The sequence below is a fragment of the Novosphingobium sp. genome, assembly GCF_037133355.1.
Taxonomy (GTDB): domain Bacteria; phylum Pseudomonadota; class Alphaproteobacteria; order Sphingomonadales; family Sphingomonadaceae; genus Novosphingobium.
The window spans coordinates 113,687-126,123 of record NZ_JBAXOI010000003.1 but is presented as its reverse complement, the minus strand read 5'-3'; the positions used below and the strand labels follow the sequence as shown (position 1 = coordinate 126,123).

At 66.8% G+C, this 12,437-nt stretch carries 10 protein-coding genes; 7 read left to right on the top strand and 3 right to left on the bottom strand.

Annotation, left to right across the window (positions count from 1 at the left end):
* Positions 1-12: 12 nt before the first annotated feature.
* Together WCL10_RS04760 and WCL10_RS04755 are read right to left on the bottom strand one after the other, a co-directional pair.
* Positions 13-2,034, bottom strand: a complete 2,022-nt coding sequence (locus tag WCL10_RS04760) for a DUF3857 domain-containing protein (RefSeq protein WP_336894482.1) — start codon at positions 2,032-2,034, stop codon at positions 13-15.
* Between the two features lie 144 nt (positions 2,035-2,178).
* Positions 2,179-3,270 carry a helix-turn-helix transcriptional regulator gene (locus WCL10_RS04755; protein WP_336894481.1) on the bottom strand — a complete coding sequence of 364 codons (1,092 nt, stop codon included), beginning with the start codon at positions 3,268-3,270 and terminating at the stop codon, positions 2,179-2,181.
* 83 nt (positions 3,271-3,353) lie between these two features.
* Here WCL10_RS04755 and cysD point away from each other — a divergent pair, with 83 nt between their 5' ends.
* From cysD to WCL10_RS04725, 6 genes are all read left to right on the top strand, one after another.
* Entirely contained in the window at positions 3,354-4,283 is a 930-nt protein-coding gene (cysD, locus tag WCL10_RS04750) for a sulfate adenylyltransferase subunit CysD (RefSeq protein WP_336894480.1), read from the top strand.
* Positions 4,283-6,208, top strand: a complete 1,926-nt coding sequence (gene cysN, locus WCL10_RS04745; protein ID WP_336894479.1) for a sulfate adenylyltransferase subunit CysN — start codon at positions 4,283-4,285, stop codon at positions 6,206-6,208. The genes cysD and cysN overlap by 1 nt, the downstream gene beginning before the upstream one ends.
* A gap of 17 nt (positions 6,209-6,225) precedes the next feature.
* A complete protein-coding gene (locus WCL10_RS04740; RefSeq protein WP_336894478.1) occupies positions 6,226-6,960 on the top strand; it encodes a 3'(2'),5'-bisphosphate nucleotidase CysQ in 735 nt (244 codons plus the stop codon).
* A 35-nt stretch (positions 6,961-6,995) separates the two neighbouring features.
* Positions 6,996-7,481, top strand: coding sequence for a flavin reductase family protein (locus WCL10_RS04735; protein WP_336894477.1), 486 nt, complete (start codon positions 6,996-6,998; stop codon positions 7,479-7,481).
* A gap of 267 nt (positions 7,482-7,748) precedes the next feature.
* Positions 7,749-8,444 (top strand): Crp/Fnr family transcriptional regulator, encoded by a 696-nt coding sequence (locus WCL10_RS04730; RefSeq protein ID WP_336894476.1) that lies wholly within the window; start codon positions 7,749-7,751, stop codon positions 8,442-8,444.
* A gap of 45 nt (positions 8,445-8,489) precedes the next feature.
* Positions 8,490-9,812 (top strand): alginate export family protein, encoded by a 1,323-nt coding sequence (locus WCL10_RS04725; protein ID WP_336894475.1) that lies wholly within the window; start codon positions 8,490-8,492, stop codon positions 9,810-9,812.
* Positions 9,813-9,842: 30 nt separating this feature from the next.
* Here WCL10_RS04725 and WCL10_RS04720 read toward each other — a convergent pair whose 3' ends face one another.
* Complete coding sequence (locus tag WCL10_RS04720; RefSeq protein WP_336894474.1) at positions 9,843-10,529, bottom strand: OmpW family outer membrane protein; 687 nt, start codon at positions 10,527-10,529, stop codon at positions 9,843-9,845.
* A gap of 253 nt (positions 10,530-10,782) precedes the next feature.
* Between WCL10_RS04720 and ccoN the strand changes: the two genes are divergently transcribed.
* Entirely contained in the window at positions 10,783-12,426 is a 1,644-nt protein-coding gene (gene ccoN, locus WCL10_RS04715; RefSeq protein WP_336894473.1) for a cytochrome-c oxidase, cbb3-type subunit I, read from the top strand.
* The last annotated feature ends 11 nt before the right edge of the window (positions 12,427-12,437 follow it).

Here is a 12,437-nt window from a genome sequence, read left to right as displayed (position 1 = left end):
CGGTCCTGCCTCTCAGCCGCCAGGCTTGACTGCGCGGCAGGGCACGTCGGGGCTGGTCCAGTCGATTTCATCGGTAGTGGGCACGCTGTCTCCCCGCACGGTCATGCCGCGTTTGTCGTAGGGATCGAAGAAGACATAGCCCATGCTGTTGTCGAAGGCTGCGATGCGCGCATTGTCGGCCTGCGCGGAGGCGGCGGTGATCTCGCGCTGCTCTACCCGTGAGCTGCGCACCATGCGGATCGCGCCGTCGCGGAATTCGAAAACGCGGTAGTAGTTTCGGCCGAACATGCTCGCGCTGTAGCGGCCCTGGGTGCTCCACTGGCCTGGCCTGGTATCCGACGGTACCCGCAGCGTGGTGACGTGGCAGGTGTAATCGCCCGCCTGGAAGAACGGCAGGGTCTGGTCCTGCTCGGCCGTGCGCGCGCGCCGGTCGGGCGGGCTGACGCCGCCTCCGGGCAGTGGCAGGCTACGCCCGCCGCCGCTGGTCTTTTCCCAATCGACGGTGCCGGTGCCAACGACCTTGAGCACGCTGGCACCCGCTTTCTCGTCATAGCGCCACTGCACGTCCTCGATCGTCTGCCAGACGGCGCCGACGAGCCGCTGGCGCATGCCATCGGCCAGCTGGCCAGGCGAGATGGAGGAGAGCTGGGTCTGCAACTGGAGCCCGGGCATGCCGCGCACGATCGCGGTGGTGGAGATACGCGCAGGCTTCTCGAAGCCGGCCCGGGCGTCGATTTCATAAAGCGTAATCTCTTCCGGCACCGTGGCCGGGGTCCATTCGAGCTTGGCGAGCGTACTGCCGGCGGCTGTGAGCGGGAGCACCCGGCGCAGCGGCAGGACCGGCTCGGCCGAGGGCAGCGCCACCGGGGGCAGAGTGCCGTCGAGCCAGTAGACCTTGCCGCCGATATGCGCGCGCACGAGGACGTGATCGAACAGTTTGGCATTGGGCAGACGCGCGTCAAAGCCTTCGTCCACGCCCTGGGTATTGACGAGGACCGGCTCGGCCTCGACCCCCAGTTCGCCGAGCAAGGCCATCAGCAGCGCGGTCTTGGCCTTGCAATCGCCGAAGCGGCGCTGCCAGGTCTCGTCCGCCGAGGCGGCGGTAAAATTGCCGCCGTTCAGCCCGACGTAGATGTAGCGCACATCCTGTTGCACCAGCTTGAGCGCGGCCGAGGCCCGGGCGAGCGGATCGGCATTGGCCGCCGCAATGCGCGCCGCTTCCTGGCGCAGCGGGCTATCTGCCGTGAGCTTTGCCGCCTTGGCGAAAAGCGGGGCGAACTGGCGCGAGAAGGCCGGCCAATCGGCAAAGGTGCTGTATTCGAGGGTGCGCTGCCACTGGTAGCGCGGCGGCGAATCCTTGGCCGGCTGGCGCACCGGCGGATTGTCGAACCGCAATACGAGGCGATCAGCTTCGCTCTTTGCCACCGACTGAATATCGGGGGCGAGCGCGTAGGAGGGCTTGCGATCCTTTTCCCAGCTGAGCTCGAGCCGGTAGCGGCCCGGCGGGGGCGTGGGGCCGAGGAACAGGAGGCCGGAGACATTGCGCCCGAGCGTGGGATCGGAGGACGTGGTGGTGCCCGCGACCTCGAGCTCGTCGCCCACGCGCAGATCCGGAACATGGAGCACGGCGGTGAGCATGCCATCGAGCATCGCCGCCTCGAGCTGGTCCTCACGCCGCAGGACCTCGAACTTTGCCTTGTCGAGCACATCGATCACCTGGCCATCGCGGTAGACCCGGATGGTGTGGACCATGGTCGGCCCGTTGGCGGGGTTCCACCCCATGGTGAGATTGCCCATCGGCAGCGCCGCGGAATTGAGCAGGCGGACGCGGTAGGCGGTATACTGCTGCTCGCCCTTGCCATCGATGTGCAGGATCACATCCTGATAGCGCATGAAGATCGGGCCCGAAGCGTTTGCGGGCACGGGCAGCGGTTCGGACGGGGTGACCCAGGCCGGGGAGGGGCCGCGCTGCACTTCGTTGTTGGGATTGGCGGGCTTGTCAGGCGCGGCGAACGCGGGGGCGGCGAGCGCCATGCAGCCCGCCAGAATCAACAAGACTTGCCGCAAGGGGCCACTCCATCGCTGCCGGCGCCGCTTGGCCAGTGGCTGTGATCATGCCCCAAAGTCAGCGCGTTGCAAGCGCCCGAACGGTCCTTTTGCATCCGATCCGGGCGCCGCTCAGGCGAGCGGGGCGAGGCCGGTGAGAACGAGGCGGACAAGCTGGGCCTGCCCGCTGGTGCCGGTCTTGGCATAGAGGCGCTTGGAATAGTTGCGCGCGGTCTCGGGCGTGAGGCCCAGACGCTGTCCGGCCGCGAGGATCGTCTCGCCTTGCGCGAGCGCGACGGCAAGCGCGGCCTCGCGCGGGGAGAGGCCGTGGGCGGTGGCCAGGATTTCGGGCGCGGCGGCGGACATCATGGCGGCTTCGGCGCGCACGAGCCCGATCACGGCGGGGGCGCTGGCAGCGCTGGCGGGCGCGGGCGTGGCAGGGCGCAGCAGGATTTGGCGCGGGCCGAGCGCGACCAGGCGGCGCGCATGGGGCGCGGCTCCGGCGAGCGCGGAGCAGGCGGCTTCGAGCGCGCGGGTCGGTTCCGGCAGGAGCTGGAGGCGGCGGAGCGGGCCGGGCTCTGCCGTGAAGGCGAGCAGCCGTTCGGCCTCGCGATCGGCGGCGAGGACTTGCCCGCCGGACGTGAACGCGATCTCGCCCGCGCCGAGCAGCGCCAGTGTGCTTTCGGCCATGGCGGCGCGGGCCTCGGCAAGGCCCAGCGCGGCGCGGACGCGCAGCGCAGCGGCGAGATGCGGGGCAAGCGCGGCGAGCAGCGCGCTGTCTGCTGCGCCGAGGTCCTCGCGCTCGCGGGTGAGGAGGAGCCAGGCCTCGGCAGTGCCGGGGGTGCCGATGCGCACCGCGCGGGCGTGGTTGATGCGCATGGTGCCCAGCGCGGCACGCTGCGCCTCGATCCGGGCAGGGGCATCGAAATCGAGCATTTCGCCCAGCGTGTAGACACGGCCCGGGCGCATGGCGGTGCCGGGGAAGAGGCCGAGCGCGGCAAGGCGGGCGAAATCGAGCGGCGGATCCTGCGCGGCGCGCGCGGCATCGGCGCGCACGGTGAAGGTGGAGCCTGCCTCACCCGGCCTGGCCAGCGCGAGCGCGGCGCGGCGGGCGCCGGTGCGCTGGAGCAGGCTCGCAAGGAAGCGCTGCCATGGCGGGTCCTCGAGCAGGCCCTCCATGAGCGGCAGGTAAAGTTCGCGTTGATCGCTCGAAAGGAATGCCATGGTGCTGTGCTCCCATATGGGAGGTATGCGCAGGCTTGCAAGGCGCCATCTGGCACTCGCAACCCCTCAAGGGCGAGAATCCGATGTCAGATCCTGCTGCCAAGTCCACGCTCACGCATATCCAACGGCTCGAGGCCGAGGCGATCCACATCATGCGCGAAGTGGTGGCCGAAGCCGCGAACCCGGTGATGCTCTATTCGGTGGGCAAGGACAGCGCGGTGATGCTGCACCTCGCGCGCAAGGCGTTTTACCCGAGCCCGCCGCCGTTTCCGCTGCTGCATGTCGATACGACGTGGAAATTCAAGGCGATGTACGAGCTGCGCGAGCGGATGGCGAAGGAGAGCGGCATGGAGCTGCTTGTCCACCAGAACCCGGAAGCGGCCGAGCGGGGGATCAATCCCTTCGATCATGGCCCGCTCCATACCGACATGTGGAAGACCGAAGGGCTCAAGCAGGCGCTCGACAAGCATGGCTTCGATGCGGCCTTCGGCGGCGCGCGGCGCGACGAGGAGAAGAGCCGCGCGAAGGAGCGCATCTTCAGCTTCCGCACAGCCTCGCATGGTTGGGACCCGAAGAACCAGCGGCCCGAGCTGTGGAACATCTACAATGCGCGGAAAAGCAAGGGCGAGAGCATCCGGGTGTTCCCGATCTCGAACTGGACCGAGCTCGATATCTGGCAGTACATCCGCCTGAACGACGTGCCGATCGTGCCGCTCTATTTCGCGGCGGTGCGGCCTACCTTCGAGTGGGAAGGCGGGCTGTTCATGGCCGACGACTTGCCGCGCCTTGAAAAGGTGCTGGGCTACTGGCCCGCGATCACCGACCGCTCGATCCGGTTCCGCACGCTGGGCTGCTTCCCGCTGACGGGGGCGGTGGAAAGCACGGCTTCGACGCTCAACGAGGTGATCCAGGAAACCTTGCTCACCACCACGAGCGAGCGGCAGGGCCGCGTGATCGACAAGGATGCCGGCGGTGCGGGCATGGAAGTGAAGAAGCAGCAGGGGTACTTCTGATGTCGGGCGCGGATGTGATCTACCAGACCGAGGCGCTGATTGCCGAGGACATCGAGGCCTATCTCGATCTGCATCAGCACAAGTCGATGCTGCGCTTCATCACTTGCGGCAGCGTGGATGACGGCAAGTCGACCCTGATCGGGCGGCTGCTGTACGATTCCAAGATGATCTTCGAGGATCAGCTGGCGGCGCTTGAAAGCGACAGCAGGAAAGTCGGCACGCAAGGGCAGGAGATCGATTTCGCGCTGCTGGTCGATGGACTCGCGGCAGAACGCGAGCAGGGCATCACCATCGACGTTGCCTACCGCTTCTTCAGCACAGAGAAGCGCAAGTTCATCGTCGCGGACTGCCCGGGGCATGAGCAATATACCCGCAACATGGTGACCGGCGCCTCGACCGCCGATCTCGCCGTGATCCTGATCGACGCGCGCAAGGGCGTGCTGACGCAGACACGGCGGCACTCCTATCTGTGCCACCTGATCGGCATTCGCCACATCGTGCTTGCCGTGAACAAGATGGATCTCATCGGTTACGATCAGGCGCGCTACGACGCGATCGTGGCGGACTATGCGGCGTTTGCCACCAGCATCGGGATCGAGGCCTTTACCGCGATGCCGATTTCGGGCTTCAAGGGCGACAATATCACCGCGCCCAGCCCGAACACGCCGTGGTATTCCGGCCCGACCCTGATGGGGCATCTGGAAGCCGTCGACGTCAACACTGCAGCCGATGCGGCAGGTGACTTCCGCATGCCGGTGCAGTGGGTGAACCGCCCCAACCTCGATTTCCGGGGCTTCTCCGGCCTTGTCGCCAACGGCCGGGTGCGGCCCGGTGATGCGGTTCGGGTTCTGCCATCGGGCAAGACCAGCAAGGTCACGCGGATCGTCACGCTGGACGGCGATCTGGAGGAAGCGGTCGCAGGCCAATCGGTCACGCTCACGCTTGCCGACGAGATCGACTGCTCGCGCGGGGACGTGCTGGCCGCCGCCGACGCGCCGCCGCAAGTGGCGGACCAGTTCGAGGCCAGCCTTGTCTGGATGGCCGACGAGGCGCTCGTGCCGGGCCGGGCCTATTGGCTCAAGCTGGCGAGCCAGACCGTGTCGGTCACGGTGTCGCAGCCCAAATGCACCATCAATGTCAACACGATGGAGCGGCTGGCAGCCAAGACGCTGGAGCTCAACGCCATCGGTCTGGCCGAAATCACCACCGACCGCGCCATCGTGTTCGAGCCTTACGCGACAAGCCGCGCGCTCGGCGGGTTCATCCTGATCGACAAGATCAGCAATGCAACCGTCGCGGCAGGCATGCTCAACTTCGCGCTGCGCCGCGCGCAGAACGTGCACTGGCAGGCGCTCGACGTGACGCGCGAGGCGCATGCGCGGCTCAAGGGGCAGAGCCCCGCCGTGCTGTGGTTCACGGGCCTTTCGGGCTCGGGCAAATCGACCATCGCCAACATGGTCGAGAAGCGGCTGCATGCGCTGGGCAAGCACACTTTCCTGCTCGACGGCGACAACGTACGCCACGGGCTCAACAAGGACCTTGGCTTCACCGAGGCCGACCGCATCGAGAACATCCGCCGCGTGGGCGAGGTGGCGAAGCTGATGACCGATGCCGGGCTCATCGTGCTCACCGCTTTCATCAGCCCGTTCCGTGCCGAGCGCGACATGGTCCGCGCGCTTCTGCCGGATGGGGATTTCTACGAGATCTTCGTCGATACGCCGCTGGAAGAAGCCGAGCGGCGCGATGTGAAGGGGCTCTACAAGAAGGCACGCTCGGGCCAGCTCAAGAACTTCACCGGGATCGACAGTCCCTATGAAGCACCGGAAAAGCCCGAGATCCGCGTGGACACCTTGCGCGAAACCCCCGAAGAGGCGGCGGAGCGGATCGTGGCACTGATCACCGGCGAATGGATGCCGGTGATCTGACGAGCTGAGGGGCGTTGATGGACGATATAGAACTGGCGCGGCACCTGGCGCGCGGCGCGGCTCGCATCCTGATGGAGCTGCGCGCGGCCGGCTCGCATGAAGGCAAGGCGCTTGGTGCCGAAGGCGACCTTCGCGCCAACGTCTGGCTCATGGCCGAAATCGCCGCACATCGGCCCGATGACGGTGTGCTCAGCGAGGAGACGCAGGACACGCCCGAGCGCCTCGCCAAGTCGCGCGTCTGGATCATCGATCCGCTCGACGGCACGCGCGAATATGGTGAGGGGCGCAGCGACTGGGCGGTGCATGTCGGCCTTGCCGTGGACGGCACGGCGACACTCGGTGCTGTAGCGCTGCCGGGGCTTGATCTGACGCTGGACAGCGGCGCCCCGCTGCCGTTGCCGCCGATGGCAGCGCTTCCGCGCCTGCTGGTCAGCCGCTCACGGCCGGCGCGCGAGGCGGTGGTCGTGGCCGATGTGCTGGGCGGCGAGCTGGTGCCGATGGGCTCGGCAGGTGCCAAGGCCATGGCGGTGGTGCGCGGTGAGGCGGAAATCTACCTCCATTCGGGCGGGCAGTATGAGTGGGACAACTGCGCACCGGTCGCAGTGGCGGCCGCGGCGGGGCTCCATGTCTCGCGCATCGACGGCAGCCCGCTGGTCTACAACAACAGCGACACCTATCTGCCCGATCTGCTGATCTGCCGACGCGAGTGGGCCGAGCGCGTCCTTGGCGCCGTAGCGGCAATCGAGGCTTGACCAGCCGCCGGTTTGGCGACACGGGACAGGGCGCGATGATCGATCCCCGTCTCTTCCGCGATGTGCTGGGCGCTTACCCGACAGGGGTCTGCGTCGTCACCGCGCTGGGCGAGGACGGCGCGCGGTTTGGCCTTGTCGTGGGCTCGTTCACTTCGATCTCGCTCGATCCTCCGCTGGTCGGATTTTTCCCGGACAAGCGTTCGGGCACCTGGCCGCGGATCGCGGCGACGGGGCGGTTCTGCGTTAACGTGCTGGGCGCGGACCAGCTGGCGTTGTGCCGCCGTTTTGCCGCGCGTGCCGAGGACAAGTTTGCCGAGCTCGCGCATGGGCAGAGCCCGGCGGGCTTGCCGGTGCTCGACAACGCGATCGCGTGGATCGACTGCACGATCGAGCGCGTCACCGAAGTGGGCGACCACTGGCTGGTGGTCGGCGCGGTGGAAGCGCTTGGCAAGGAAGGCGAGGGCAACCCGCTGTTGTTCTTCCGCGGCCAGTACCACGATCTGACCTTGCTCGCCGACTGAGGCACTCGCCCGCGCTGACAATCGTACCGATTGTTAGATTTTTTCGCACCCGCGGGTCCGGTTTGATTTCGGTCAAGGATCGCCGCTGCCGTTGCTGCCAGAAGGACGGGGCGCGGAAGGACCCGGTTGACAGTCCCCCTTCCGCCGATTTCTCCCCGACTTCGGGCGGCCGGCTCCCCTGGCCGCCCGTTTTTCGTGATGTTTTTTAGCTGGCTAGAGTGGATGCCTGATTGCCGCAGGCGGCACCGGCTGATACATCCGGTGTGGATGAGCGCTTGTGATACCTGCATAGTCCGCAATCGGGCGATCTGCGCCGGACTTGATCATCCGGAGATTGCCGCGCTGAGCGTTATGGGGCGCCGCCGCACGGTTTCGGCGGGAGAACCGCTGATCTGGGAGGACGACGACTCGCTCCTCGTCGCCAACGTGATCGAGGGCGTGCTCAAACTCACCACCAGCACGGCTGACGGGCGCGAGCAGATCGTGGGCGTGGCCTATCCTTCAGACTTTATCGGCCGCCCCTTCGGTCAGACCAGCGCGGCAAGCGTTGTCGCGCTGACGGATGCGCGGGTCTGCGTTTTTGCGCGCAACGATTTCGACCGGTTCGCGCGTGAACACCCCGAGCTCGAGCACAAGCTGCTCGAGCGCACATTGGCCGAGCTTGACCGCACCCGCGCGTGGATGATGCTGCTCGGCCGCAAGAGCGCGCCCGAAAAGATCGCGACTTTCCTGCTCGATATGTCCGAGCGCCTCGCGGACAACGGCTGCATGACGCACATCGGCCCTGCGCGGCAGTTCACGCTGCCCTTCTCGCGCCAGCAAGTTGCCGACCTGCTTGGCCTTACCATCGAGACGGTGAGCCGCCAGTTCACCAAGCTGAAAAGCGATGGCGTCGTCGCCCTGCCGGGCCGGCGCGATGTCGAGATCCTCGACCGCGCGGCGCTTCAGGCGCTCGCCGGCTAAGGCGCTGTGCCGCGCGCCGGGCAGCTTGGCGCATTTGCCGCGCTGATGATTGGTTTGGCCGCGCCAACGGCGCAGGCGCAGGCTCAGGATGCCGATGGCTTCCACGTTTCCGGCAGTATCCGCGTTCGGGCCGAGACCATCGACGGGCAGCCCCGCGCCGGCTTCGGCGATACCGATACGCTGCTCAACACGCGGCTACGGCTGCTGGCCGAGTACCGCACCAGGCCGGTGCGGCTGGTGGCCGAGCTGTTCGACAGCCGTGTCTGGGGTGATGACGCGCGCACGCCGGTGACGACGGGCGAAGTCAACGCCGCCGAGCTGGTGCAGCTCCACGCGGTGTTCGACCTTGGCGATGCGCTGGGCAAGGGCACCAAGCTGACCGTTCAGGCCGGGCGCACCATGCTCAACCTGGGGTCTGGCCGCCTCATCGCCTCTGACGATTATCGCAACACCACGCAGGGCTATACCGGTCTGCGCGCCGATCTGGCGCTGCCCGGGCGGATGCGGATAACCGGGATCTACGTGCTGCCGCAAGTGCGCCTGCCGGATGACCGCGCCGGCATCGACCGCCACCGCGTGATCTGGGACCGGGAGAGCTTTGCGCAAGTGCTGTGGGGCGGCATGGCAGGCAAGACGTTCGGACCGGGGCGGGCGCTGACGGTGGAGCTGAGCGGCTACCATTTCGGCGAGCACGACACCCCGACGCGGCCAACGCGCGACCGCTCGATCAACACACTGGGGCTGCGCGCGCTGGTGCCGCCCGCGCCGGGCAAGTGGGACGGCGAGGCCGAGGTGATGGGCCAGTTCGGCCAGATCGCGACCTCGCTCGCCGCCGGGGCGCCGCTGGTGCCGGTGGGCGCCTCGTTCGTGCATCTGCGCGCGGGCTATACCTTCCCGGGCAAGTGGCGGCCGCATATTGCCATCGATTTCGACCGGGCAAGCGGGGACGGGCCGGGGAACCGCACTTTTGGCCGGTTCGACACGCTGTTCGGCCAGCGCCGCGTCGATTTCGCGCCGGGCGGGCTCTACACCGCCATCAATCGCGGCAATATCGTGAGCCCTGGGATCAAGTTCGAGGCTGCGCCTTCGCCGCGCCTCGACGGCTTTGTCTACTACCGCCCGATGTGGCTCGTCGATGCGCGCGATGCTTTTGCAACGACGGCGGTGCGCGATCCTTCGGGGCGGTCGGGCCGGTTTGCCGGGCACCAGATCGATGCGGATGTGCGCTGGTGGGCGCTGCCGAAGCGCCTGCGGCTGGAACTATGCACCACGTTCCTCGCCAAGGGGCGTTTCCTGCGGACCGCGCCTAATTCGCCGGGCGGGCACCTCACCAAGTACATCTCCGCAAACGCGGCGGTGTTTTTCTAGGCAAGGCGCCCGGCCCGGTGGCTGGGGGCTTCAGAAGCGGTAGGAGACGCCTGCGCTCAGGATCCAGGCGTTGATCTTGTGGCGCGTGGTCAGTGCTTCGACCCCGCCCGCCGTGGTGAAGTGCGCGGTAGTGTTCACCCAGTACTTCTTGGCATCGAGGCTGAGGCCGTAGCCCTTCTTGCCGAGCGCGATATCGACGCCGACCTGCGCGGCGGCGCCCACCTCGTTGGAAAGGCGCACGCGCGCCGCGCCGAGCCCGGCGGCCGCGGCACCGGGGCGTTCACCCAGCCACAGGTAGAGCGCGGGGCCCGCGCCGATATAGGGCTTGATCCCGCCGGCAAGGGGCAGGTGATACTTGAGCGTGAGCGTGGCCGGGATCAGCACCGCGTGATCGACAATCGCCGCGCCCGCAAGCGGCCCCGCGCCGGTGACGTGGTGCGAGGAGGTGCAGCAGATCGTCTCGGCCGAGATGTCGGGCGTGAAGAAGTATTCGACCGCCAGCGTGGGCACGACGTTGTCGCTCGCCCTGGTCTGCGAGCCGGCGGGCAGGCCGATGAGGTCCTTGTCGACGCGGCTGATCTTGCCATCGGGCAGGACGGCCGAACCGAGCACCTTGATCTGCCATTTGCCGTCGGTGGATCCGGCATGCGCAGGAGCTGCGACAAGCGCGGTGGAAGCGAGCGCCGCGCCGATGGCGGCCAGATGCAGTGTCTTCATGAGCAGGGCTCCCAAGCTGCGTGCGTCCTGCCCCATGCAGGACTGCCAAAGCCTCGCAGCACGAGCGGCCAATGGCCGGGCTGCGCCTTGCCAACATTGACGGAGCGCAAATCACGGCGGGAAAAAATAACCGGAAAGGCAAACAAAATCAGAAGTTCATCGATCGGTGCGGGCAAATTGACACGGGTCAATGTTGCGCCGGCCAAGGACGGGCAGGGGCACTTCCAGCTTATTGGCATGGAAGGGAAGCTCCATGGATTCCGTACTCCCGCGCACCGGCCTGTGGTTCTGCGCATTGCTCTTCGCGGTGATGGCCACCGCGCTGGCAGCCGACACCGGTTTTGCCGTCCACATGATGATCTGCGGCCTCGCTGCGGTGATCGGCCTGATCGTCACCTTGCGCGGCTATGATCCGGCTGCGGCGATTCGTCCCGTAGATACCAGTCGTTACGATGACGACCTGATCCGCCTAGGGGTGATCGCCACAGTGTTCTGGGGCATGGCGGGCTTTCTGGCGGGGCTCTACATCGCGCTCGAGATGGCCTGGCCGCAGATGAACCTGGGGCTGCAGTGGATCAATTTCGGCCGGCTCAGGCCGCTCCACACCTCGGCGGTGATCTTCGCTTTTGGCGGCAACGCGCTTATTGCGACCTCGTTCTACGTGGTCCAGCGCACATGCCGCACGCGGCTGGCGTTTCCCGCTCTCGCGAAATTCGTGTTCTGGGGCTACCAGCTGTTCATCGTTCTGGCAGCGACCGGATACCTCATGGGGATAACCCAGGGCAAGGAGTATGCTGAACCGGAATGGTACGTTGATATCTGGCTGACCATTGTCTGGGTCTCCTATCTCGCGGTCTTTGTCGGCACGCTGCTGCGCCGCGCGGAGCCGCACATCTACGTCGCCAACTGGTTCTACCTCGCCTTCATCCTGACGGTGGCGATGCTCCACCTCGTCAACAACATCAACGTGCCGGTCAGCTGGTTCGGTTCGCGCAGCTATCCGCTGTTCGGCGGTGTTCAGGGCGCGCTGGTGGAGTGGTGGTATGGCCACAACGCGGTGGGCTTCTTCCTCACCGCCGGCTTCCTCGCGATGATGTACTACTTCGTGCCCAAGCAGGCCGAACGTCCGGTCTATTCCTACCGGCTCTCGATCATCCACTTCTGGGCGCTGATCTTCCTCTACATCTGGGCGGGTCCGCACCACCTCCACTACACCGCGCTGCCTGATTGGGCGCAGACGCTGGGCATGGTCTTCTCGGTCATGCTGTGGATGCCGAGCTGGGGCGGGATGATCAACGGCCTGATGACGCTCAACGGCGCCTGGGACAAGATCCGCACCGACCCCATCCTGCGCATGATGGTCCTCGCGCTCGCCTTCTACGGGATGAGCACGTTCGAGGGGCCGATGATGAGCATCAAGAGCGTCAACTCGCTCAGCCACTACACCGACTGGACCATCGGCCACGTGCATTCGGGCGCGCTGGGGTGGAACGGGATGATCACCTTCAGCTGCCTCTACTACATGACGCCGCGCCTCTGGGGCCGCCAGCGGCTCTACAGCCTGCGCATGGTGAACTGGCACTTCTGGCTCGCGACGTTGGGGATCGTTTTCTACACCGCCGCGATGTGGGTCGCGGGGCTCACGCAGGGGCTGATGTGGCGCGAATACGGGGCTGACGGGTATCTGGTGAACTCGTTCGCCGACACGGTTGCCGCGCTCCACCCGATGTACGCGCTGCGGGTGCTGGGCGGGCTGCTCTATCTCTCGGGCGCGGTGGTCATGGCCACCAACATCACCCGCACGATCCTGGGCCACCTTCGCGAGGAAACGCCGCTGCACGCCGCCGCATTCGACCCGGCGCGCGACGTGCCGCTCGCCCCGGCGACGGCCATCTGACCCCCGCCTGA